Annotated in this window: 19 protein-coding genes and 1 pseudogene; 7 read left to right on the top strand and 13 right to left on the bottom strand. The window is 60.3% G+C overall.

Features of this window, described 5'->3' with window-relative positions; all coding sequences use genetic code 11:
- Positions 1-39 precede the first annotated feature (39 nt).
- Positions 40-2,475 (bottom strand): zinc-dependent metalloprotease, encoded by a 2,436-nt coding sequence (locus tag CDA63_RS15455; protein WP_088465358.1) that lies wholly within the window; start codon positions 2,473-2,475, stop codon positions 40-42.
- 175 nt (positions 2,476-2,650) lie between these two features.
- Positions 2,651-3,639: pseudogene (gene mgrA / locus CDA63_RS15450) on the bottom strand (L-glyceraldehyde 3-phosphate reductase).
- 343 nt (positions 3,640-3,982) lie between these two features.
- On the opposite strand from mgrA, the gene CDA63_RS15445 reads away from it, so the two are divergent.
- Both CDA63_RS15445 and CDA63_RS15440 read left to right on the top strand, forming a co-directional pair.
- Entirely contained in the window at positions 3,983-4,360 is a 378-nt protein-coding gene (locus CDA63_RS15445) for a hypothetical protein (protein ID WP_126546897.1), read from the top strand.
- A 250-nt stretch (positions 4,361-4,610) separates the two neighbouring features.
- Entirely contained in the window at positions 4,611-6,596 is a 1,986-nt protein-coding gene (locus CDA63_RS15440; protein WP_088465373.1) for an AAA domain-containing protein, read from the top strand.
- Positions 6,597-6,686: 90 nt separating this feature from the next.
- On the opposite strand, the gene CDA63_RS15435 is transcribed toward CDA63_RS15440, so the two are convergent.
- From CDA63_RS15435 to CDA63_RS21415, 4 genes are all read right to left on the bottom strand, one after another.
- Entirely contained in the window at positions 6,687-8,303 is a 1,617-nt protein-coding gene (locus CDA63_RS15435) for a catalase (protein WP_088465356.1), read from the bottom strand.
- Positions 8,304-8,489: 186 nt separating this feature from the next.
- Positions 8,490-9,644 carry an SMP-30/gluconolactonase/LRE family protein gene (locus tag CDA63_RS15430; RefSeq protein WP_088465355.1) on the bottom strand — a complete coding sequence of 385 codons (1,155 nt, stop codon included), beginning with the start codon at positions 9,642-9,644 and terminating at the stop codon, positions 8,490-8,492.
- 106 nt (positions 9,645-9,750) lie between these two features.
- Entirely contained in the window at positions 9,751-10,101 is a 351-nt protein-coding gene (locus CDA63_RS21420) for a ferritin-like domain-containing protein (RefSeq protein ID WP_262490669.1), read from the bottom strand.
- Positions 10,102-10,104: 3 nt separating this feature from the next.
- The gene (locus CDA63_RS21415; RefSeq protein ID WP_242434698.1) at positions 10,105-10,419 is read right to left on the bottom strand and encodes a hypothetical protein; all 315 of its coding nucleotides are present in this window, start codon (positions 10,417-10,419) and stop codon (positions 10,105-10,107) included.
- Between the two features lie 210 nt (positions 10,420-10,629).
- On the opposite strand from CDA63_RS21415, the gene CDA63_RS15420 reads away from it, so the two are divergent.
- Positions 10,630-11,145, top strand: a complete 516-nt coding sequence (locus tag CDA63_RS15420) for an FKBP-type peptidyl-prolyl cis-trans isomerase (RefSeq protein WP_088465354.1) — start codon at positions 10,630-10,632, stop codon at positions 11,143-11,145.
- 117 nt (positions 11,146-11,262) lie between these two features.
- Here the strand turns inward: CDA63_RS15420 and CDA63_RS15415 are convergent, their stop codons facing one another.
- Positions 11,263-11,808: a suppressor of fused domain protein gene (locus CDA63_RS15415; RefSeq protein WP_088465353.1), complete on the bottom strand. Its 546-nt coding sequence runs from the start codon at positions 11,806-11,808 to the stop codon at positions 11,263-11,265.
- A gap of 368 nt (positions 11,809-12,176) precedes the next feature.
- Between CDA63_RS15415 and CDA63_RS15410 the strand changes: the two genes are divergently transcribed.
- Complete coding sequence (locus CDA63_RS15410) at positions 12,177-14,246, top strand: HelD family protein (RefSeq protein WP_242434697.1); 2,070 nt, start codon at positions 12,177-12,179, stop codon at positions 14,244-14,246.
- Positions 14,247-14,532: 286 nt separating this feature from the next.
- On the opposite strand, the gene CDA63_RS15405 is transcribed toward CDA63_RS15410, so the two are convergent.
- On the bottom strand, positions 14,533-15,090 hold the full coding sequence (locus CDA63_RS15405; RefSeq protein ID WP_088465352.1) for a hypothetical protein: 558 nt from the start codon (positions 15,088-15,090) through the stop codon (positions 14,533-14,535).
- Between the two features lie 160 nt (positions 15,091-15,250).
- Positions 15,251-15,850, bottom strand: a complete 600-nt coding sequence (locus CDA63_RS15400; RefSeq protein WP_088465351.1) for an acyl carrier protein phosphodiesterase — start codon at positions 15,848-15,850, stop codon at positions 15,251-15,253.
- 155 nt (positions 15,851-16,005) lie between these two features.
- Here CDA63_RS15400 and CDA63_RS15395 point away from each other — a divergent pair, with 155 nt between their 5' ends.
- The 3 genes from CDA63_RS15395 (at position 16,006) to CDA63_RS15385 (ending at position 20,718) form a co-directional block, all read left to right on the top strand.
- Positions 16,006-16,521 (top strand): pyridoxamine 5'-phosphate oxidase family protein, encoded by a 516-nt coding sequence (locus CDA63_RS15395; protein ID WP_088465350.1) that lies wholly within the window; start codon positions 16,006-16,008, stop codon positions 16,519-16,521.
- A 260-nt stretch (positions 16,522-16,781) separates the two neighbouring features.
- Positions 16,782-17,474: a spheroidene monooxygenase gene (locus CDA63_RS15390; protein WP_242434696.1), complete on the top strand. Its 693-nt coding sequence runs from the start codon at positions 16,782-16,784 to the stop codon at positions 17,472-17,474.
- 238 nt (positions 17,475-17,712) lie between these two features.
- Positions 17,713-20,718 carry a leucine--tRNA ligase gene (locus CDA63_RS15385; protein WP_088465349.1) on the top strand — a complete coding sequence of 1,002 codons (3,006 nt, stop codon included), beginning with the start codon at positions 17,713-17,715 and terminating at the stop codon, positions 20,716-20,718.
- Between the two features lie 120 nt (positions 20,719-20,838).
- Here CDA63_RS15385 and CDA63_RS15380 read toward each other — a convergent pair whose 3' ends face one another.
- The 4 genes from CDA63_RS15380 to CDA63_RS15370 all read right to left on the bottom strand — a co-directional run bounded on the left by CDA63_RS15380 (position 20,839) and on the right by CDA63_RS15370 (position 24,264).
- On the bottom strand, positions 20,839-21,609 hold the full coding sequence (locus CDA63_RS15380; RefSeq protein ID WP_088465348.1) for an HNH endonuclease: 771 nt from the start codon (positions 21,607-21,609) through the stop codon (positions 20,839-20,841).
- Between the two features lie 59 nt (positions 21,610-21,668).
- Positions 21,669-22,037: an MmcQ/YjbR family DNA-binding protein gene (locus tag CDA63_RS15375; RefSeq protein WP_088465347.1), complete on the bottom strand. Its 369-nt coding sequence runs from the start codon at positions 22,035-22,037 to the stop codon at positions 21,669-21,671.
- Between the two features lie 193 nt (positions 22,038-22,230).
- A complete protein-coding gene (locus tag CDA63_RS20935; RefSeq protein WP_165768331.1) occupies positions 22,231-22,404 on the bottom strand; it encodes a DUF6728 family protein in 174 nt (57 codons plus the stop codon).
- A gap of 90 nt (positions 22,405-22,494) precedes the next feature.
- Positions 22,495-24,264 (bottom strand): AMP-dependent synthetase/ligase, encoded by a 1,770-nt coding sequence (locus CDA63_RS15370; protein ID WP_088465346.1) that lies wholly within the window; start codon positions 24,262-24,264, stop codon positions 22,495-22,497.
- Positions 24,265-24,414 lie beyond the last annotated feature (150 nt).

The raw sequence follows: 24,414 nt of genomic DNA, 5'->3' as shown, positions 1-24,414 counted from the left end.
CATGCTTAGCAAGGTATACCGTTTTTTCAGCCAGCCACGCTACCAAACCCCGCAGTCATCGGAGCCGATGGGGGCACCGTCGGGCATGGTTAGGGCGGGCACGGGCTGAAACTTCTCGGGGTTTTCCTCGAACTCCCCGATAGTGCGTAGGGCGAATAGGGCCGTAGCGCACTGGCTTTCGTTTTTGGCTGATTTCTGGCTCTTTTGCAGCTGGTCTTTCAGCTCCTCCACTTTCAAAGCGGCCATAGCCCGCACGCCCATCGAAGCCGTGGGGGTGGCGGCCAGCGTGAGCAGCTGCCGCAGCGCGAGTTGCTGCACAAGGCGCTGCAACTCGCCCGCGGGGCCGGTTTCGGGGCGGGCGCGCCAGGTGGCAGCCAGCAGCTTATCGAGCACCGCGCTCAGGCCGGGCTGCTCGGCGTGGCGGGCGTGGTACTGCTCGAGGCGGGCGGCCCGTTCGGGGTGCAGCAGAAACTCCAGCGTAGTGGTTGCCGCGGTTTCGGCGGCGGCCAATGGGTCGAAGGTGAGGCCGGTGCGTGCCGGGAAGGTTTCGCGGCTGCGGCCGTAGTTCACGGGCCGGGGCGGAATCTTAGCCAGCAGCGCCTCCGAAAGCGCCAGCTCCTGGGGCGAAATCGTGCGCAGCAGCGCCTCCACAGCCTGCCACTGCTCGGCCGGCTCCAACAGCCGGGTGATGGTCTGCCCGTCGCCCTTCAGGGCGTAGGTGTAGTAGAGCCCCCCGATTTGCTTGGCCGCCGCCTCTACCTGGTAGCGCTGCAGCAGGTAGATGGGCACCAGCACCTCTTCGAGCTGGGCCAGGGGCCGCCCCGGGGCCAGGGCTTTTTCGGAGAAACCATCGAGCAGCGTGCGGCGCACGTCCATCAGCCGGTTAAGCTCGCGGGCGGCGTTGGGGCCATCATCCCAGAGGTGGGCCGCAGGGTGCGCGCCCCCAGGCGCCCGCGCATCGGCATCCGACATAAAGGCGTGGCCCTCGGTCAGGGTCTGGCGCATGATGCTCTGCAGGGCGGCCGCCTCATCGGTGGCGGGCCCGAAATCCTGGTAGCCGTAGAGAATGGCCCGCTTGTCCCAGCTGCCGATGCCGGTGGCGTAGGCTTGGCTTAGGTCCACGCGGCCATCGGCCCCGAGTAGAATCCGGGGCATGGGGTAATCCATCACCGAAGCCCGTTCCTGGGTGCTGGCGGCGTAATTGTGGTAGAGGCCCAGGGTGTGGCCCACCTCATGGGCGGCCAGCTGGCGCAGGCGGGCCACGGCCATCTGCAGCATGGCGGGGCTAACGGGCTGCCCCGGCTCGTAGGGTTGGAGCAGGCCTTCGGCGATGAGGAAATCCTGGCGCACCCGCAACGAACCCAGCGACACCTGGCCCTTGATGATTTCGCCGGTGCGCGGGTCGGCGATGCTGGCCCCGTACGACCAGCCCCGGGTGGAGCGATGCACCCACTGAATCAGGTTGTAGCGGATGTCCATGGGGTCAGCCCCCTCGGGCAACAGCTTCACCTGGAACGCGTTGCGGTAGCCGGCGACCTCAAAGGCCTGGTTCCACCAGGCGGCGCCTTCCAGCAGGGCCGCGCGCACGGGCTCGGGCGCGCCCCGGTCGAGGTAGTACACGATGGGCTCCACAGCCTCGCTGCTGGCCGCCGCGGGGTCTTTTTTGCGCAGGCGGTGGCGCATGAGCTGGCGCTGCACCAGGGGCTGATCGATGGGCGTGGCGTAGTCGAGGAACTCGTTGGCATAGTAGCCGGCCCGGGGGTCGAAGGCGCGGGGCCGGTAGCCGGCGTCGGGCAACTGAATAAAGGAGTGATGCAGGTGCACCGTCAGGGCGCTGGGGTCGGGCGTAACCGAACTGATTTCGCGACCCTTGGCCTTACCCACCAGCGTCACGATGGCCTCGAACTCGGAGTTTTGCGGGAAGCCCTTGGTATGGGGCAAAAACACGGCCGAACGGCTTTCCTCGGCCTTGTAGCTGCCCTGCTTGAGCTCCTCCAACTTATCACCGAGCTGATGGGAGTCGCGCAGCAAAAAGGGCGTCAGGTCGATGAGCACGCGGTTGCCTTCGCGGGCCTCGGCCTTGAAACCCCATATAACCGACTGGGCAAAGGCCTGCTCCACCGACTGGCGCTCGTCGGGGTTAGGGCTCACGGCCCGGTAGTCGTAGTTGGGCTGGAGCAGCAGGATTTTAGGGCCGCTGCGCACGAATTTCACGATGCGCGTCTGCCCGATCTGGCCCCGGTCGAGGCCCATATCATTGGAGCCGACCCCGTTGGGCAGGCTGCTGACGTAGAGAATTTCCTGGTCGAGCTTATCGATTTCGAGCAGAATCCGCCCCCCTTGCTCATCCCAGTAAAACGGAAAGAAACCGGCCGTTTTTTGGAAGCCTTTGGTTTTTTCGGCCAGCGTCTGGGCCCGCAGGCCGGGGACAAGCACCAGCAGTAGGCTCAGCAGCAACGAGTAGCGTTTTAGCATGCGCAGGAAATGGCTGAAGGGTGGATCACGGCGGTAAGGTAGAAACGGAAATCCACTACCCGGCCGGTCAGTTGCCTCACGCTTCGGTTTCGAGCAGCTCCTGGCCCCGCTCCACTCCAGTCTGGAGTGGAGCGGGGCCAGGAGCCACCGTCGGGCCTTTACGGCAGAAAACCAATTACTTCAGCACCTGCTCAATCCGCGCCAATTCGTCCGTGCTAAACGCCAACTGCTCCAGGCAGCGCAACGAGTCCGTCAATTGCTCGGGTTTGCTGGCCCCGATGAGCACCGAGGTTACCCGCTCATCGCGCAGCACCCAGGCCAGGGCCATCTGGGCCAGGCTCTGGCCGCGCTCCTGGGCCAGTTCATTCAGCGCCCGAACTTGGGTCAGGCGCTCCTCAGTGAGGTTGTCTTCAGTGAGGAAACCCACTCCCTTGGCCACCCGCGAATCGTCGGGGATACCATGCAGGTACTTGCCCGTAAGCAGGCCCTGAGCCAGCGGCGAATACGGAATGCAGCCCACACCTTCCGCACCCAACAGGTCGAGCAGGCCGTTTTCGGGGGTGAGCTCGAACAGCGAGTACCGAGGCTGATGAATCAGGCAGGGCGTGCCCAACTCGCGCAGCAACCGGATGGCCTCGGCGGCTTCGGCGGGCTCGTAGTTGCTGATGCCCACGTACAGCGCCTTGCCCTGGCGCACGGCCTGGGCCAGCGCGCCCATCGTTTCTTCGAGGGGCGTATCGGGGTCGAAACGGTGCGAGTAGAAGATGTCGACGTACTCCAGGCGCATCCGTTTCAGGCTCTGGTCGAGGCTGGAGAGCAGGTATTTGCGCGAGCCCCACTCGCCGTAGGGGCCGCCCACATGTCGTAGCCGGCCTTGGTCGAAATCACCAGCTCGTCGCGGTAGCCGCGGAAATCCTCTTTTAGGATGCGCCCGAAGTTGGTTTCGGCCGAGCCGGGCGGTGGGCCGTAGTTGTTGGCCAAGTCGAAATGCGTCACGCCGCTGTCGAAGGCCCGGTGCAGGATGGCGCGGAAGTTCTCGAGCACGTCCACGTCGCCGAAGTTGTGCCAGAGGCCGAGCGAAACGGCCGGCAATTTCAGCCCGCTGCGGCCGCAGCGGCGGTAAGGCATTTCGGCGTAGCGGGCGGGATTGGGGAGGTAGGGCATTGGTTGGTGGTAGCGAGCAGTGAGGATGTCCTTCGCGTAAATTTACCTACTTTCTCGGCCGCACTACGCTGGCGGTACCCCTGCCGGACCAGACAACACCAGCGTGGCCACCATACGAATACCAGCAAATTCCTCCGCACCGAAACCGATTATCGGGCGGCCTCGCCCCGCATCGAACAACTCTTCGGGGCTACGGCTCGGCACGATGGAGTTAATGAACTGGACGTGCTGACTACGCTGGTGGGGTCTTACGGTGCCATTCATTACCCCATCCCGGAAGTTTACCCCGTCAGTTAGTGTTCAGATTACGACTATGCGACTACTTCTGCTTTCCCTTCTGGCAATGATGCCCTTGCTGAGTAGCAGCCAGTATCTACCGGTTCCCAAAAAAGCTTACGAAACAGCTTTCAACTACATCAAGCGCGACCGTAAGCATTGCCGGATGGAATTTAATCTTCGAGACGTAGCCGTATTTGATAGCATTGTTCATAAGGATTTGACTTGGTTTAACCAAGACCTTGGGGCATTATGGGGTTACAAGGGTTATCAAAAAGAGGGACGGTTAGTGGATTCTTTGTACCAATTAGGAATAGCAACTTTTCACAAACCCTACTTCTCATTTTCACAAACCCTACTTCTCACCCTTAACGGCCCGCTTAACTACAAATCGTGGTTCTGCAAAGGGTTGCACGGTAATCGTGTTTTCGCGGCTGGACAATAATATGCTGCTGGCCGAAGTAAGTGACAATCAAGACGGCGGGCCGGGCTTACGTAACATCTTTTCCACGTTTGACCGATCTTTTGCTTACCTATTTATATTTGGGGCCGACGGAAGAATCCAGCGGTGTTATACTCAGCTCATCAGCTACAACTGACCGGCCTACGGTGCCGCTTTCCTAAATTCCTCCCGAACTTGCGGCCACCTTTTGCCCGGTTTCGTTGTTATCTACGAACCCCAAAAACTGAATCTGTTGGCTGAACAACCTACTTATACCGAACCCTACGCCCTCGAAAAGGAGCTGCGCAAGGTGCAGGCCCTCATGAAGCTCGAGCAGCAGGAGGACTACGAGCAATTCAAAATTAAGAGCGCCCAAGCCAGTATTGCCGAGCGCCAGAAGCGGGGCCTGACCTGGTACCCGGTTAAAATCACGAAGGAAGACATCGGCTTCGGCGGCAAGCTCGTCATTGAGCTCGAACGCCAGGGTGGCCAGGGGGCGTTACACCTGTTTCAGGTAGGCAAGAACGCGGCGCTGTTCGGCAATATTCCCGGCCGCTCGGGCTCCGACCGGCCCACGCTGAGCGGCGTAGTTACCAGCGTCAAGCGCAACAAAATCCTGCTCGCCACCACCAAAGAGGACCTACCCGACTGGGTGGAAGACGGCAAGCTGGGTGTTGACCTGACCTTCGACGAGGTAAGCTACCGCGAGATGGAGTACGCCCTGGGCAAGGTAATGGGTGCCTACGACTCGCGCCTGGCCGAGCTGCGCGACGTGCTGCTGGGGGCCCGGCCGGCCCGCTTCCGGCCCGAAGCCGAGGCCACGCTCTACTACCCTTCGCCCCTCAATGAGAGCCAGCTGGCCGCCGTGCGCCACGTGCTGGCGGCCCAGGATGTGGCCATTATCCACGGCCCGCCCGGCACCGGCAAAACCACCACCCTGGTGCAGGCCATCCTGGAAACCATCCGGCGCGAGCGGCGGGTGCTGGTGTGCGCCCCGAGCAATACGGCCGTGGACCTGCTCACCGAAAAGCTGGCCGAGCGCGGCGTGAACGTCATTCGGATGGGCAACCCGTCGCGGGTGTCCGATCTGCTGCTCCAGCACACGCTCGATGCTCAGATCATGAGTCACAAGAGCTACGCCGAGCTGCGTAGCCTGCGTCAAACGGCTGAACAGTACCGCGAAGCGGCCGGCAAGTTCAAGAAACACTTCGGCTGGGAGGAGCGTGAGCAGCGCCGGTTGCTCAAACAGCAGGCCCACGAGTTACTCCAGGAATCGGACCAGCTGGAGCGCTATATTACCGAGGACTTGCTGGAGCAAGTGCAGGTAATTACCTGCACGCTGGTGGGCGCCAGCAACCGCGCCATCCGCCACCTCACCTACGAAACCGTGTTCATCGACGAGGCCGCCCAGGCCCTGGAGCCGGGCTCCTGGATTCCGATTTCCAAGGCCAACCGCGTCGTGCTGGCCGGCGACCACCAGCAGCTGCCGCCCACCGTGAAAAGTGAAAAAGCAGCCCGCGACGGCCTGCGCGAAACGCTGTTCGAGAAGTGCATCAAGCGCCAGCCCGACACGGCCCGGATGCTGGAAGTGCAGTACCGCATGCACGAGCTGATTATGGAGTTCAGCTCCCAACAGTTCTACGAGGGCCGCCTGGTGGCTGCTCCCGCCGTGGCCCACGCCGACCTGCCAGCCTACGACCCACGCTTCGCCCCCGATCTGGCCGTGGAGTTCCTCGACACGGCCGGCTTCGGCTTCCAGGAGCTCACGATTGCCGAAAGCCGATCCACCGCCAACCCCGAGGAAGCCGATCTGCTGCTCCGGCGCTTAGCCCAGCTGCTGGAACCCTACGACCCCGCCGACCATGAGGGCGATCTGCTCACCATCGGCGTAATTGCCCCCTATCGCGCCCAGATCAACTACCTCAAGGACGCCATCGAGGAAAACGACGAGCTGGTGGGTCTCATGGAGCACCGCATGCTGAGCGTGGGCACCGTCGACTCGTTCCAGGGCCAGGAGCGCGACATTATCGCCATTAGCCTCACCCGCAGCAACACCCAGGCCGAAATCGGCTTCCTCTCGGACGTGCGCCGCATGAACGTGGGCATGACCCGGGCCCGCCGCAAGCTCCTGCTCGTCGGCGACTCCAGCACTTTGGGCGCCCACCCGTTCTACAAGGCCTTTTTGGAGTACGTGGAAAGCATCGGGGCCTACCGTACGGCCTGGGAGTTGGAGGAGTAGTAGGGGCCCGCGTGCGCCTCACCCCGAGAACACAAAAAAAGGTCCTTCCAGCAGTGCTGGAAGGACCTTTTTACGTTCACTTTTAACAAGTTACTCCGCGCCGTGCGGCTCCTTGTCCACGGGCTTGGGCGGGGCGTACAGGTCGTGCATGCGCTTGAACTCCTTGGCATCGTAGCCGTCGTCGAGGCCGTCCATCTTTATGCCCAAACCAGCGGCAATGCCGGCTCCGAGCTTCTTGTCCACCTTGTACCAGAGCCCGATTTGACGACGCAGGATTTCGTCCTTCATCGGACCCTCGACGCCGCTCATGTGGGTCACGGTATTCTTGATGGTGTTGGTTTGGGCCTTCTCCGTCATGAGGCGGAACAAGTCGCCGGGCTGGGTGTAGTGGTCGTCGTCGCCGGGGGCGTTGCGGTCGTAGCGGGCGGCTTTGGTAGCCTCAATCGGATAGGCGTACTCACTCACGCTCTTGTCTTCGGTGGGGCCACTGAACGAGTTGGGGAAGTAGTTCGGCCCCTGGCCGCCGTTCTTGCCCTGGGCCATGTGGCCGTCGCGCTGGTAGTTATTGAACGGGCAGCGGGGCCGGTTCACTTCCAGCTGCTCGTAATTCGCCCCAATGCGGTAGCGATGGGCGTCGGCGTAGGACAGGATGCGGGTTTGCAGCATCTTATCGGGCGACCAGCTAATGCCGTCTACCACGTTGGAAGGCGAGTAGGCGGCCTGCTCGACGGAGGCGAAGTAGTTATCGGCCACCCGGTTCAACTCAAACTCCCCCACTTCCTGGAGCGGGAAATCGGCGTGGGGCCACACCTTGGTCACGTCGAACGAGTTCCACTTGTAGGTTGCGGCCTGCTCCTCGGGCATGGTTTGGATGAACATCTTCCACTTCGGGAAGTTGCCCTGCGTAATGGCGTTAATCAGGTCGTTGGCCGAGAAATCGGGGTCCAGACCAGCCATTTCCGTCGCCTCGGCGTCGGTGAAGTTCTTGATGCCCTGCTGGGTGATAAAGTGCATTTTCACCCACGTGCGCACGTTATCCTTGTTGATCATGGAATACGTGTGCGAACTGTAGCCGTGCATGTGGCGGATGCCGTAAGGCGTGCCCCGGTCGCTCATCAGAATCAGCACTTGGTGCAGGCTCTCGGGCATCAGGCTCCAGAAGTCCCACATGGCGGTTTTGCTGCGCATGTTGGTGTGCGGGTCGCGCTTCTGCGAGTGAATGAAGTCGGGGAATTTCTGCCCGTCCTTCACAAAGAACACTGGCGTGTTGTTGCCCACCATGTCCCAGTTGCCGTCCTCGGTGTAAAACTTGAGCGAGAAGCCCCGCGGGTCGCGGTTGGTATCGGGCGAGCCTTGGTGGCCGGCCACGGTGCTGAAGCGCGAAATCATGTCGCAGGTATTGCCCACTTTGCTGAACAGCTTGGCGCGGGTATACTGCGTAATGTCGTGGGTAACCGTGAATTTACCTTCGGCTCCCACGCCTTTGGCGTGTACTACGCGCTCGGGCACCCGCTCGCGGTTGAAGTGAGCCAGGCGCTCAAAGCCTACATAATCTTCCTGCAACACCGGCCCGCGCGGTCCGGCCGTCACCGAGTTTTCGATGTCGGACAGGGGGCGGCCGGCGGCGGTCGTGATTTTGTCGCCGGTGGTCAGGTCGGCGGGCTGGGGGGTGTTCGGAGTCTCGAACTTCGGCGGAGACTTAGCCATAATTCAGGGTAACAGTGAAAGGGTGAAAAGGAAGGAAAACTCCGATACGGAGCAGATGATAGCGGACAAAACACTCACCAGCAGTTTCATTATCATCATGTTAATAAGCTCAGCTGCCGCTGCACCATACCAATAAGTTGAGCGGAAGCACCACTTGTTCTGAGCATTTTGCGCCTCCACATGCCCCTATTGCAAATCAACATACGATTCCGTGTGCGGCGCGTCTGACTTTGTATTGACGAAGTGCTTCACCGGGTTGTCGTAGTTGCTGATGTAGAGCCGGTTGCCCTTGAGCAGTACCTCGGCCGGCTGGTCAATTTTGCCGCCCGCGCCGTCGGTATCGGGGTTCTGGGCCAGGATCGTAACATTATTAGTCTTCAGATCGACCACGAAAATGGCGTTCTGGCGGGCACCCGTCACGTAGGCCTTGTCGGTGGCGCGGTCAATCACGAAGCCGTCGATGCAGGTAATTTTGTCGCCGGTCAGGGCCATGGCTTCCTGGCGGCCCAGGGTGCCGTCGGGCTTAAGGGTCATTTTGTAGAACGTCCCGTCGCCGAACGAGCCGGTGTACAGGTTACCCTGGCTGTCGTAGTCGATGCCGTCGGCCCCGTTATCCACGCCGGTTTCGTTCACGTTGGTCGTGAACATGGCCAGCACGTGCGGGTCGCGGGTTTTGGGCTGAAGGTGCAGCGGCCCGCCGGTTGCTTTGAGCTCCTCGAGCGTGAAACGCAGCACGGCCGAGCCCTTATTGTTGCCGGGCAGGTCCCATTGGCTGTCGGTGACGTAGAGCAAGTTGCCCTTCCAGACCACCCCGTTGGCCAGCGCAAAGCTATCCACCACGGTTTCAATTTTGCCTGGCCGCCCGCCCTGCATATTGATGCGCATGAGGCGCGACACGTATTTCTTGCTGTTTTCGTACTGATTTTCGGCGTAGTACACGTGGCCGTCGGGTCCGAACGCCAGGTCCATCGGGGCGGCCTTTTTAGTCGTGGGCTCCACGGGCAGGTTGCTGGCGAAGGGCTTGTACTCGTTGCCCACGATTTCCACGATAGAGGCCGGATAGCTGTTGTTGGCGATGTTGGGCACCGAGAGCAGAATGCGCCCACCGGGGCCCAGGGCCAAGCCGTCGGGGGTGTTGTGGGTGTCGGGCAGCGTGAACAGCAGCTGCGGGCTCCCGATGGTTGGGATGGAACCGGCGGGCACGCCCATGGTATCGGCCGGGGCAGCGGCCGTGGTATCGGTCGGCGGCGGCGTGGTGGCCGTTTCGGCCGGGTTGGTGTTCGACTGGCAGCCGGCCAGCAGCGCGGCGGCACTCAGCGCCAGGGGCAGCAGGTGTTTCATAAAGAAGTCTGTAAAAGAAAGGAAGAAGAAACGAACAAAATGCACCGCAAAAAGAACGTCATGCCAAACTTTGGCATGACGTTCTTTTTGCGTTAGCCAACAGTAATTATTGCTGGGTTGCCCGCAGCTGCCACGCCTGCTTATCGAGGGCATAGCTCAACTCCTGCAGCAGGTTCGACGTCGTTTCGTCGATTTTACCCACCCGCTCAATCCGCTCGCGGACCCGCTTGGCCACGATGTCTACGCGGGTGCTCATCAGGTCGAGCACCTGGCGGTCTTCGAGGAAACCGCCGGGAAAAGCGTCCAGGTTGGCCTGGCTGGCCACCACGGGCGTGCGCCCATCAATGGGGCGGCCGACTTGCAGGGACCGTTCGGCCAGGATATCGGTGTAGTGCAGGTAGGTTTCGGCGTAGCCCTGCAGGGCCTCGTGGAGCTGGTAGTAGAGCGGGCCGCGCAGGTTTCAGTGGCTTTGCTTGGCATCGTGGTAGAGTTCGAGCAGCTCCACCACCGTAGCCTCCATTTCCTTCGCTACGGCGTCGCGCTTGGCGGCTTCCATCGGAATCCGGTCGTCGGCGGCGGGGTTGCGGTAGTTGAGGCCAGTTTGGGCGGGTGGCGCGGTAGCCGTATTTACGGGCGTCGTGCCCATATTATCGGCGGCGGGCCGGGCGCGACGCTGGGCCTGGGCCGAAAAAGTGGTGAGGGCGCATAGGGCTCCGGCGCAAAGCAGGGAGCGAAAAGTAACTGCCGGAGAAGTATTAGAAAAGCAAGATAACATGTAATGAATCAGTTGAATTATACAGCCATTAAAACTAGATTAAAATGTATTTGGTTATAGTGGAGCTTGGTAAATTTCCTTAAATCCCCAAATTTTGCAGAGTGGCAATAGCGGGTTTGCGAGTCTGTTTCCCCCTTTTGGACACTTTTTTGCCAGTATTTCCGTAACTAGCAATTAGTACTTTTGCCCTTCATTCTTCCCCGAAATTCCATGACGCAGATCAGCCCCAATAAAGTCGTTACCATCACTTACGACCTGAGCGTAACCGACGAAAACCAGGAAAAAGTACTCGTAGAATCGACCGATACCGAGGCGCCCATGGTGTTTCTGTTCGGCCAGAGCGGGTTGCCCGAGGAGTTCGAACGCCAGCTCGACGGCAAAAACGCCGGCGACGCGTTCAGCTTCAGCCTCACCCCCGAGCAGGCCTACGGCGAATACGACGAGCAGGCGGTAGTCGAAATCCCCAAGAACGTCTTCGAAATCGACGGCCAGCTGGATGCCGAGATGCTGCAGGTAGGCAACTTCCTGCCCATGGCCGACAACCAGGGTCACCACATGCAGGGCAAAGTGCTCGAAATCGGCGACTCGGCCGTGAAAATGGACTTCAACCACCCCCTGGCCGGCATGATCATGCACTTCGACGGCACCGTAGCCGAAGTCCGCGAAGCCACGGCTGAGGAAACGGACCACGGCCACGTCCACGGCGAAGGTGGCCACCAGCACTAATTATTTGTCAGTTGTCAGAAAACGAGAAGCGGGGCCTTACGGCCCCGCTTTTTATTTTTGAGGATAATCTTTATTTTTAAATGGTCTGGGTTGGGTGAAACCGATATAATTGCGAACCTAAACACAGCTTTTTCTATTTAAATCCCAAAAATCACATTCGACACTTTCAAGTAAATCTTCAAAATCACTCCACCCTTTTTTATTTATATAATTAGCCTCCTTTTCCAAAATAGGCATAAGCCATACAAAAACAGTCGGGGGATTTGAAAACTCGAAAGAGGATAATTCGTCTTCCCAAAACACTGGGTTACTGCAATAAACTCCCGTGCATTCGGTGCCAGTAAATAGTTTTTTTCCGGAAACTACTTCACCACGTAGTAAGCCTCTTTTGCTTTTAACTACCCCTTCTGCAAAACTTGTTAAAAAGGAAACTATACCATCAGCTGGCACTGATCTGTTAGCACCAAAAATCAATTCCTGCCTCACATATTTTCCACCTATATCAAGTTTAAAGTCGCTCATTCCTAAAGTAGAATAGGTATTGACTTCATCATGGGGAGTGTCTAAGAACATAGAAGCCTGAATGCCCATTGTACTTGCTTCTGGTTTCCATCCTTGAGCGATTTTACCCAAATACATTTCCATATGTTCATATACTTTCATGATGCTAAACTATGATTTATCGGCTGAATGAACAATTGGTCGTTGCCATAAGCACTTCGTAGGTCATATATCTATAAATCTTATTCCAAGATCCGGTATGGGAATTACGTCACCCATCAGACTCACTTCATTGCTCTCCCTTGCTAGAATTACCCCTCATATTACTCTCACCATTCGATCATTTGCACCAGAAATTTTGTGGCAACAGCAGCCAGCATTTCCCCAGTAGATAATTGTCAGCTACCGCTAGTAGTAGAACACGACCGCCAGCTCAATTCCGGCGGACACACGACAGGCCGCAGACCGGCGCGCGCCATAACCACCCCCACGTTTCGGGAAGCCAGAATTTGCGCGGACCTTTGGGGCTAATGATGCCCGACCTACTGCCCGCCATGAACGCCACGCTGCAAGAAGAAAAAGAGTACCTGGAAGAAATTAAAGAGCAGCTCACGCTGGCCATTCGGCGGGTCGATGATTCGGTGCGGCAGTTTTCCGACGAGTTGCGGGAGAAGAAGGAGTACATCCACGAGCACCAGTCGGGCATGGATGAGGCCGATATGGTGGCCGCCGGGCAGTCCATTAACCGGATGGCCTTTACGGGCGAAGCCGCCGTGGGCCGCAAGCGCCGGCTGTTCAAGCTGGGCCAGTCGCCCTACTTTGGCCGCATCGATTTCGCGGCCCGTAAGCAGGCCGCCGCTCCGATATACATTGGGGTGCATTCGTTTTTCGATGAACAGCGCCGCCGCAACCTGATCTTCGACTGGCGGGCGCCCATCGCCTCCATGTTCTACGATTTCGAGCTGGGAGCCGCCTCCTACACCACCCCGGCCGGCCCGCAGCAAGGCGCGATTGAACTCAAGCGGCAGTATAAAATCCGCGACGGCCGCCTGGAGTTCATGCTCGACAGCGACGTGAACATCCACGACGACGTGCTGCAACGGGAGCTGGCCAAGTCGTCGGACGACAAGCTCAAGAACATCGTCGCCACCATTCAGCGCGACCAGAACGCCGTTATCCGCAACGAAACGGCCTCGGTGATGGTGATTCAGGGGGTAGCCGGCTCGGGCAAAACGTCGATTGCCCTGCACCGGATTGCCTTTCTGCTCTACCGCTACCGCGAAACCATCCGGGCCAACGACATTCTCATCATCTCGCCCAACAAGGTATTTGCCGACTACATCTCCAACGTGCTGCCCGAGCTGGGCGAGGAGCACATTCCGGAGCTGGGCATGGAGGAACTGGCGGCTGATTTGCTCGACAGCCGATACTCGTTCCAGACCTTCTTCGAGCAGGTATCGGCCTTGCTCGACGCGCACGACGCGGCCTTTATTGAGCGCATCCGCTTTAAATCGTCGTTCGAGTTTCTCAGCCAGCTCAACAAGTACCTGCTGCACGTCGAGAACAACTACCTCACCTTCTCGGACCTGCGAATTGGCTCCACCGTGGTACCGGCCGCTTTCGTGCAGACCAAGCTCCGGGCCTACCATCGGGTGCCGCTGCTGAAGCGGTTTGCGCTGGTAGCCGACGACGTACGGGCCCACGTGCGCAACGCCACCGGCCGCAAGCTGAGCGGGCGGGAGAAATCCACCGTCGGGGAGGCGCTAAACCGCCTGTTCCGGTTCAACAACGTGGCCGACCTCTACCGAGACTTCTACTGCTGGATCGGGCGGCCCGAGCTATTGCGCCTCGACCACAGCCTGCACCTAGAGTATGCCGATGTGTTTGCCCTGATTTACCTGCGCCTGCGCCTGGAGGGCATCAGCACCTACGACCACGTGAAGCACCTGCTGGTGGACGAAATGCAGGACTACACGCCCGTGCAGTACGCCGTGCTCTCGCGCCTGTTTCCGGGCCGCAAAACTATCCTCGGCGACGTCAGCCAGACGGTGAACCCCTACAGCGCCTCGTCGGCCGAAACCATCGAGCGGGTTTTCCCGCAGGCCGACATCGTGAAGCTCTACCGCAGCTACCGCTCCACCGTCGAGATTACCGCCTTCGCCCAGCGCATCACGCCCAATCCCCACATCATTCCGCTGGAGCGGCACGGCCCCGCCCCCGCCGTGCTACGTTGCGCCAACCAAACCGAGGAGCTGGCCAAAATCGGGGAGTTGCTGGCCGCGTTCAATAGCTCCGGTAATCAGTCGCTGGGCATCATCTGCAAAACCCTGCGGCAGGCCGAGGCGGTGTACCAGGCACTGCAAGCCCCGGATGTGTACCTGCTCACGGAGGAATCCACGGTCTTCAAGGAAGGCGCCATCATCACCACGGCCCACTTAGCAAAGGGGCTGGAATTCGATGCGGTTATCGTGCCCTTCGCCTCCGCCCACCACTATAAAACGGAAGTCGATAAAAGCATGCTCTACGTGGCCTGCACCCGGGCCATGCACGAGCTCACGCTCACGTATTCGGGCGAGCTGACGGCGTGTTTGGCGGGCTGATAAGGTCAGGATTTCTCATCTGCTGTTTACCGGCAATTATGCTGAGTATGGTAAGGTAAACTCGACATCCCGGCCAGCCGCTTCAGCGACCTGCTCAACGGCAAAACCAGCCTGAATATGAAGCTGGCAAAGAAGATCTACCAGACGCTGCATATCCCAGCTGAATTTATTCTGGAGGCTGCTTAGTGCCGCAGATGAAACTTCGGCTTGAGCACTGGATGGGTGATGTGCTCAAAATATCTACTCCCTTTGCCAGGGATAAATTACGACGTGGAAAAATTCAGGATTATTTGCGGTCGTATTTTACATCGAACCGACCCTTCGTGATCTGCACCGTGCGGGAGCCGCCATTCTCGCGCGGAACTGCCTCGAAGGTGCCGGAAACGATGTTGTTGATCGTATCGAGCCGGGTAATCGTGACCGTCGCCGGATCACCGGGCCCGGAATAGAAGACGGCCTCCCGGTCAATCAAGTCACTGTAATACACCAGATAACCAGGCGATTGGTTGGCCAAAATAATGGTCTGTTGCTCCTCAAGCACGTATGTACCCGGCTGACGTACGTTTAGCAGACGAATGCCCAGCCCCTCTTGCCGCTGACCGCGACGATCCGAAAAGGATACAGCTAGTACGGTTCCTATTTTAGTTTTCTCGCGGTAGCCATTCACCGGATTTGTCCCCGACACAAACCCACCGCCCTTATTCGGGGTGAAGGCTTTGCCATCGGCCAGAAAGCCCGCCGTGTTTTTGCCCTCCTGGGTGGCTTTCGGTAGTAAATCAACGCCTTCTTTCTTGCAGCTCACTAATAGGCACAGCGCCACACCCCAAAATGGTATCTTATTCATAGCTAAGGAAGTAAAATGCCCTTTATAGTATCCCCAAAAGACCGGACAGTTCAGGCGGGGAGGTGATAAACAAGTTTACTGCGGGCTGAAGATAGGAACTCGGGCGAAGAATTGGGCGGGGGTTTGCTTGTAGGCTTCCCTATAAAGTGAAGGGCACTCATTAGATTCCCTCCACCCCCGCCCGCAACTCCGGCCAGAACTCCGCGAAATCGGCCTCGTACGCGGGCAATTCGGCCAGAAATGCGGCCGCGCCGGTGGCCATGATGGCGCCGGCGGGTACACGGCGGCTGAGGCCCAATAGAGCCTGTTCCAGGCCTTCGGGGTGGGCGTAGCCGCTGAGCCAGTCGCCCTGGCGCATGTAATGCAGCAGGTGCTGCAGGCGCTCGGGCAGCTCGGCGCGACGCTGGTGGAGCAACTGGTACTGGCGCTGCGCAAACTGCGGGAGCGGCTCGGCGGGATGGTGGCGGGCGAAGTCGCGGGCCAGCAGGTGGTCGTAGCCCATATCGGACACCACGCCGGCCCACTTGCCCAGGCCGGCTGCCCGCAGGCGGGCGGTGGTGCGGCGCACTACCGGGTGAGCATCGGTAAACGAGTCGATGAAGCGGTGCAGGCGAATACCGCGCTGCACGGCCTCGGGGTAAGCCAGCAGGCCGGCCCGGCCCCGCACGGCTTCGGCCGCGAAGTTGCCCACCACGATATCGGCGTAGTTGGGGGTAGCGGCGGGCGAGCCGGAGAGCAGCAGGTGGGCCAGGAAGTTCATAGCAGCGAAGCGGAAGCGGCCGGAAGGTACGGCGAAACCCACCCGCCCCGCACAACCCCGGCTCCGGCCCGGCCGTACTTACTGCAGCGCCCACGGCCACTCTGGCCACTGTGAGGGCGCTCCTGCCCTATCGTTTACCCAAACCCTGACCTATCATGGCTAACCAAACGCCCGTAACCCACGACGTCCAGAAACTGCTCGAAAAAATAAAAGACATCCATATCTGCATGCTCACGACCACGGCCGACGAGGACCAGTCGTTGCGCAGCCGCCCGATGGCCACCCAGAAGCCCGAAGCCGACGGCTCATTGCTATTCCTTACTGATAAGGAATCAGCTAAGGTGTACGAGGTGAAAAAAGACAGCCACGTAAACCTGGCCTTCTCCTCGCCTTCCGACGACCTGTACGTGTCCATTTCGGGCCGTTGCAACGCCTACCGCGACCAGGCCAAAATCAACGAGCTCTGGAGCGAGGACATGAAAGCCTGGTTCCCCGACGGTAAGGAAGATCCGAGCATCATGATTCTGAAAGTTGACATCGAGAAAGGCGAGTACTGGGATTCGCCCAGCGGCCTGCTCAGCCGCGCTTACGCCTACGTGCGGGCCGTGGCCACGGGCCAGAAGAGCGACGCCGACGACGTAAACGAGCACGCCAAAGTAGATGTGAAGTAAGCGCTGCGTTATTTTCAGGAAAGGGCCGGAAGCAGTTCCGGCCCTTTTTTGTTGTTTTGGCGTGGCAACTAGGGCTAGAAAGGTATTCCCTATCCTTGGATAAGGACTAGCTAGGGGTAGTTGATAATCGTTGAACGGCACTTCCACCCCTAATTCGGTTATCGTTCTGGCAGCCTCAACCACCCCTAGCCCCTCCTTTCCAAGGAGGGGAACTAGCTTTCTAGTTTTTAGCTGTCGCCTCCCTCCTGTTCGCTCCGCCCTTGCTCACGACCCTCTCCATTATTACGCTTTTGCCCGACCAGCGGCGCTGGGGGTTTGCCCAAATGGCTACGGCCCAGCGGCCCTTGCAGCAAGTGCCGGGGCTGCGGTTCCAGAAGCTGCTGGGCAGCGGCGCGGGTGGGTTCGGGGCCTTGCCCAACCTGCGCCGCTACGGCTTCATGGCCGTCTGGGAGTCGGAGGAAGCAGCCGAAGCTTTCTTCGGCACCCACCCGCTCTGGCAGCAGTACCGGCAGCGCACCAGCGCCATCTGGACGGCCCGGCTGGCCCCCATCAAGGCCCACGGCCTCTGGGACGGCGTGAACCCATTCGATTACGCCTCCGAACCCACCGAAACCGCCGCTCCCGACGGGGAGCCGGTGCTGGTGCTCACCCGGGCTTCCATCCGGCTGCGGAAAACGCCCCGCTTCTGGCGCTACGTGGCGCCGGTAAGTGCCACCATTGCCGACGCACCAGGCGTGCGGGCGGCCATCGGGCTGGGCGAGTTGCCGGTGGTGCGCCAAGCCACCGTCAGCCTCTGGGATTCGGCCCAGGCCATGCAGGAGTACGCCTACCGCAGCGAAAAGCACAAGGAGGTTATCCGCCTCACGCGCCAGGAAGACTGGTACGCGGAGGAAATGTTCGCCCGGTTCCGGGTGCTGGGTACCGAGGGGGTTTGGGACGGGCTGGGAGTTTAGCGTAGGTGGAAACGGTCATGCTGAGCGCAGCCGAAGTATCTCTGCCGCTTCATAGCAACGGCTCAGCCTAAGCGGCAGAGATGCTTCGGCTGCGCTCAGCATGACACCCTAAAGTGCGTACCGGCACCCCGACTATTCTTGGCCGCCTTCACTGCCGCTTGTAGAGGGGCCAAATCGTCTGTTCCCGCGGCTTTTTCTGTAATTTCGCCCGTTCCTCTACACTGTACCCCGACTGCCCATGCCCGGCTACCATCCCCAGGATATTGAGAAGAAGTGGCAAGACTTCTGGAAAGACCACCAGACTTTCCAGGCCGATAACGCCTCCGACAAGCCCAAATATTACGCCCTCGACATGTTCCCTTACCCCAGCGGGGCGGGGCTGCACGTGGGCCACCCGCTAGGCTACATTGCCTCCGATATCGTGGCCCGCTACAAGCGCCTGCGGGGCTTTAACGTGCTGCATCCCATGGGCTTCGACTCGTTCGGGCTGCCCGCCGAGCAGTACGCCATCCAGACCGGCCAGCACCCGGCCATCACCACCGAGCAGAACATCAGCACCTACATCCGCCAGCTCTCGGCCCTGGGGTTCAGCTACGATTGGAGCCGCGAAATCCGCACCTCCGACCCGGCCTACTACAAGTGGACGCAGTGGATTTTCCTTAAGCTGTTCAACAGCTGGTACAACCTCGATACTGACCGCGCCGAGCCGCTGAAAACGTTGCTCGACAAGTTTGCCAGCAACGGCAGCGCGGGCATCCGGGCGGCCGGCGACGAGCAGGAACGCCACGACTTTACGGCCGGACAGTGGCAGAGCTTCAGCGAAAAACAGCGTTTGCAGGCCGTGCATCCCTACCGGCTGGCTTACCAGCAAGACACTTACGTGAACTGGTGCCCCGGTTTGGGCACGGTGCTCTCCAATGATGAAGTAAAAGATGGCCTCTCGGAGCGCGGCGGCTTCCCCGTGGAGCGCCGCCTGATGCCCCAGTGGAATCTGCGCATCACGGCCTACGCCGACCGCCTGCTGCGCGGCCTTGACTCGCTCGACTGGCCCGACGCGGTGAAGGAAATGCAGCGCAACTGGATTGGCAAGAGTATTGGGGCCAGCGTACGGTTCCCGGTGTACCTGCGGACGGCTGACGGCGAAATGAAGCCCCAGGCCGAGGAAATCGAGGTCTTCACAACCCGCGTGGATACGATTTTCGGGGTGACCTTCCTGGTGCTGGCCCCCGAGCTGGACTTGACGCTGGCCATGGGCGAGCGGGCCGCCGCCCAGGCCGACTACTCCCCCGAGGCGTCGCAGACCTACTCCGAGTTGCAGGCCTACGTGAAAACGGCCACCAACCGCTCCGAGCGCGAGCGGCAGACCGATGTGAAATCTGTCAGCGGCGTGGCCACGGGCTGCTACGTGCAGAACCCGTTCACCCAGGAGTTCCTGCCCGTCTGGACTGCCGACTACGTGCTGGCCGGCTACGGCACCGGTGCCGTGATGGGCGTGCCCAGCGGCGACCAGCGCGACTGGCTCTTCGCCACCCACTTCGGCCTGCCCATCCGTCAGATTCTGGACGGCCAGCAGCACCTCGACCAGCAGGCTGACCCCACCAAGGAGGGCCGCTACATCAACTCGGGCTTCATCACGGGCCTCACCTACGATGAGGCCACCGAACAGTTGCGCCTGCGCCTGCGGGCCAACCGCGTGGGCGAGCCCAAAATCACGTACCGCATCCGCGACGCCATCTTCGGCCGCCAGCGCTACTGGGGCGAGCCCATCCCAATTTACTACAAGGACGGCGTAGCCTACGGCGTGGCCGAAGCCGACTTGCCGCTGGTGCTGCCGGAAATCGACGAGTACAAGCCCACCGAAACCGGCGAGCCGCCCCTGGCCCGCGCTCAAGACTGGCTTTACAAGGGGAAGTACCCCTACGAGCTGAGCACCATGCCCGGCTGGGCCGGCTCCAGCTGGTACTACCTGCGCTACATGGACCCGCACAACGCCGAGCGGTTCGTGAGCGAGGAAGCCGAAGCCTACTGGCAGAATGTGGACCTATATCTTGGTGGTGCAGAGCACGCTACGGGCCACCTGCTCTACTCCCGCTTCTGGCACTTGTTCCTCAAAGATTTAGGGCTGGTGACGGCCAATGAACCGTTCCAGAAGCTCATCAACCAGGGGATGATTCTGGGCCGCTCGAACTTCGTGTATCGGATGAGCATCACTTGGATAGTAAAGGCACAGGAAGGACACGACCTTGCTAAGAATTTCCCTCCCGTGATTTTTGTCTCTAAGAATACATTTGATGCATATGAAGCAGCTGATGAAGCAGCCATCAGCAAAATCAGGGATTTCATTGATAATTATGCTTCCGATTTTAATCGAAGAAATCCACTTGTAGAAATTGGGCCCAGTGGTGTTCAAGCAGTCACCCCTCTCCACGTCGATGTGAACATCGTGGAGAATGACGTGCTCGATATCGAAGCCTTCAAAAACTGGCGCGAGGAGTACGCCAATGCTGAGTTCATCCTCGAAGACAACGGCACGTATACTGTCGGCGTGGAGGTTGAGAAGATGTCGAAGTCGAAGTACAACGTGGTGAACCCCGACACGCTGATTGAGCGCTACGGGGCCGATGCGTTGCGGATGTACGAGATGTTCCTGGGGCCGCTGGAGCAGTTCAAGCCCTGGAACACCAACGGCATGAGCGGCGTGGCGGGCTTCCTGAAAAAGCTCTGGCGTCTCTACCACCCGCAGGATGGCGCTTTCGCCGTAACCGACGAACCGGCCGCCCCCGCCGAGCTTAAGGCCCTGCACAAGGCCATCCGCAAGGTGGAAGAGGACATTGAGCGGTTCTCGTTCAACACCACCGTCAGCGCCCTGATGATTACGGTGAACGAGCTCACGGCCCTCGACTGCCACAAGCGCGCCATTCTGGAGCCGCTGGTGGTGCTTATTTCACCCTACGCGCCCCATTTGGCCGAGGAGCTCTGGCAGCAGCTGGGCCACGCGGCCGGCTCCATCAGCCACGCCCCCTACCCCGAGTTCCGCGAGGAATTCCTGGTCGAGGACGTGGTGAACTACCCGGTGGCCATCAACGGCAAGGTACGCGAGCAGCTGCAGTTCCCGGCCGCCACCACGCCCCAGGAAATCGAGGCCGCCGTGCGTGCTACCGACATTTTGGAGCGCTTCGCCGAAGGCAAGCCCGCCAAAAAGATCATCGTAGTGCCCGGCCGAATGGTGAATATCGTGGTGTAATAGTAGAACGCTGTAGGGGCGGGGCTTGACCCCGCCCGCCGTTGAACGATGACGTTTGGTTCGGTGCAGCCCAACCACACCGTTCAATGGCGGGCGGGGTCAAGCCCCGCCCCTACGTCGTTAGCCCAGCACCTGCTTCACCTCCGGCAGCGTCAGCCAGGGGCGGTGGCGCTCCAGCATGCGGTGGCAGTTGGCGCAGACGAGGACGTACTCCTCGGCTTTGGGCTTGTAGGAATCGGTGGTTTCAGCCGGTGGCACGGTGTGGTGAAACTCGATGTAATCGATGCCAGTGGTGCCGTAGGTTTTCTCAAAATCGAAGCTGCAGACCTGGCAATACAGGTGGCCGTGCTCGTGAATGAAGGCGTGGCGGGATGCCTCGGTGGCTTTGCGGCGGCGGTCGAGGTGGTGGTGCAGGCGGGCGGCGGCGTTGCCTTCCGGGAAATACGGGTGGTCGTTGGCCGCGTTCGGGAAGTCGCTCAGGCTTAGGTTGAGGCTGTTGCCAGGCGTGAGCCAGAAGCGGCGGGCCTTGGCGTAAGGCGGTTTTTCCTTGGGGTTCTCGATGCCCACCGAGCGGGCGTATTCCAGGTACAGCGCATTGAGTTTGGCGCTGGCGAAGGGTAGCGCCCGCATGGTTTTTTCGAGGGCCCCAGTGGTGGCCCGCACCCCGCTACCGGCATTCTTGAGGTGTTTTTTGGCCGAATTCTCCTGGAAACCCACGAAGGAACTGGGGTAGAAGCGCATGGCTCCGTTCAGCTCGGCCACGATAAAATAGGTGCCCCGTTCGAGCAGCCCCACGGCCAGTTCCCGAGCCTCGGCATCGTTGCCGTGCAGGTAGGTTTCGAGGGTTTTAATGTTGGCAGCAATGTCGTCGTGGGAGCTGGTAAGGCGCATAAGCGGAAAGCAGGGAGGCTAAAAAGATATGCTCCGTGTACGCCCACCCCGGTCGGGGGTTATATCTCCGGCTCTTCCTGCGCCGCCAGCGCGGCCCGCGTGGCCCGGGGCAAGGCGGCCCGCACGAGTTCGTAGGAGTGGTCAATCAACTGCCGCAGCTGCCCGCTGGGGATGCCCGTGCCGATGAGTATTGTGTTCCAGTGCCGCTTGTTCATATGGAAACCGGGTAATATGTACTCGTGCTGCTCGCGCAACTCTGTGGCCCGTTCGGGGTCGCACTTGAGGTTGATGCTGGCAAAGGTTTCGATGCTGGTCAGGGCGAAAATCTTCCCACTTACCTTGAATACCAATGTATCGGGACCGAAAGGCGTTTCTTCGGTTACCCCGGCTTTCAGCAGGCAGTAGTCGCGGAACTCTTCGATGTGCATGGGTTCAGTTGTCGGTTGTCAGGCGAAGGTAACCAGAGCGCCCCTAGGCTCCCAGCTTTCCGGCAGTCCCGCAGGGGCGGTAGTTTGGGAGCAACCTGGCAAGGGTAACAATATAAAACCCCAACGGGGCGACACCACCAGTCGAACGGTTCGTGTCGCCCCGTTGGGGCTTGAAGGGTACTTCGGCCAAAAACTACCGGATAAACCAGCGGTAGAGCAGAACCATAAAGCCAACCAGAAACATGGCCAGGCTCAGCTTATTGATGAAGTGCATGGTCCGCAGGTTGAAGTTGGCGGGCCGGTTGGGGTCGGGCTTGCGGAAGAAGTAACCGAAAACGGGGCCGAGATTAAACAGGTCTTTGCGCATGGCGAAAAAGGAATTGCGGGTTCGGTAATATAACACCCGCCCCCGGAAAATGATTTGCTAAAACCAGATAAAAGCCGGCCCGCTTGTATGTTAGCCCCGGTACAGGGCTTCGAGGCGCTGCTGGTTGTGCTCGCGGATAACCTTGCGTTTGAGCTTGAGCGTGGGCGTGAGTTCGCCCGATTCTACGCTCCAGAGCGAAGGCACGAGGCCTACTTTCTTGATCTGCTCCCAGTTGGCAAAGTTCGGGTTGGTGTCGGCCACTACTTTTTCGTAGAGCGCCTGCACCTGGGGGTGGGCGGCCAAATCCTCGTCGGAGAGGTCGGCGGGCAGGCCCTCGGTGGCGGCCCAGGCCCGCAGGGGCCCGAAGGCCGGCACCACCAGCGCGGCCGTGTACTTTTCGCCCTCGCCCACCACCATCACCTGCTCCACCAACGTCGATTCGGAGAGCTTCGATTCGAGCGGCTGGGGGGCCACGTACTTGCCGTTGGAGTTCTTGAACATCTCCTTCTTGCGGTCCGTGATTTTGAGAAAGCGCCCCTGCACCATCTCCCCGATGTCGCCGGTGTGCAGCCAGCCCTCGGCGTCGATGGCCTCGGCCGTGAGGTCGGGGCGGTTGTAGTAGCCCTGCATCACGGAGGGCGAGCGGGTCAGGATTTCACCATCGGCCGCGATTTTGACTTCCACGCCCGGCAGCACCGGCCCCACCGTCCCGATGAGGTTGCCCGAAGGCACCGGCTCGCAGGCCGCAATAACGGGGGAGGTTTCGGTCATGCCGTAGCCCTCCATCACGCGCACGCCGGCCGACCAGAACACCCGCGCCAGCCGGGGCTGTAGGGCTGCCCCGCCGCAGATAATGTAGCGTATTTGCCCACCCAGCGCCGCCCGCCACTTACTAAACACGAGCCGGTTGGCCAGCTTCAATTGGGCGTTGTATAGGAACCCCTGGTCCTGCTGGGTGTCGTAGCGCAGGCCCAGGTCCAGGGCCCAGAGGAACAGTTTTCGCTTCGCGCCGGTCAGCTCATTGCCCGTGGCCACAATCTTATCATAGATTTTTTCGAGCAGGCGGGGTACGGTCGTGAACACTTGGGGCTGCACCTCGCGCAGGTTGTCGGCAATGCGCTCCACACTTTCGGCGTACCAGATGCTGAAGCCCTGCTGTATATACAGGTGGGTGGCCACGCGCTCGAAAATGTGGCTCAAGGGCAGAAAGCTGAGGGCCCGCTGGCCGGGAGGCAGCGGCAGGTGGCCGGTTAGGTTCTGGCAGTTGAACACGATGTTGCGGTGGCTGAGCATCACGCCCTTGGGCCGGCCGGTGGTGCCAGACGTATAGATGAGCGTGAACAAGTCGTCGGGGCGCACGGCTGCCCGCAGGTCGGCCAGCGGGGCCGGGTCGGCGGCGGCCCCGGCATCGAGCAGTTCCTGAAACGAGCGGGCGCCCGGTGCTTCACCGAAGGAAAACACGTACTCGGGAGCCGGATCGAGGCCCTCCATGGCGGCCCGCACCCGCACCAGCAGGTCGGCGTCGGCCACCAGCACGGCCCGCACCCCGGCATCCTGGAAAATGTGTCGATAGTCTTCCACCGTGATGGTGGGGTACATGGGCACGCTCACGGCCCCGAGCTGGGCAATGCCCAGATCGGCCACCACCCACTCGGGACAGTTGTGAGAAATGATGGCGATTTTGTCGCCGTGGCCGAGGCCGAGGGCGCGCAGGCCCAGCGTTACGTGGTTGCTCAGCTCCTGCACCCGGCTGGTGCTGAGCGGTTGCCAGCGGCCGGCTTTTTTCTCCACCAGCAGGTCGGCCTCGGGCATATTACCGACCAGGCGGGTAAGCAAATCGAACGTGCGGGTGGGAGTCATGCGGGGTGGGATGGTGAATGGCGGGCGGAATCGGGAACTGCGAGGCGGCTAGGCCAAGCGGCAGCCGAAAAACGTAACAGCGCAATTACGTCTATAATAACAGGATTTATGCAGAACGGCTATAGCACAAACCGCACGACAGCGAAGCGA

This window comes from Hymenobacter amundsenii, from assembly GCF_002204745.1.
GTDB lineage: Bacteria > Bacteroidota > Bacteroidia > Cytophagales > Hymenobacteraceae > Hymenobacter > Hymenobacter amundsenii.
This window is presented reverse-complemented; position numbering and strand designations above follow the sequence as displayed.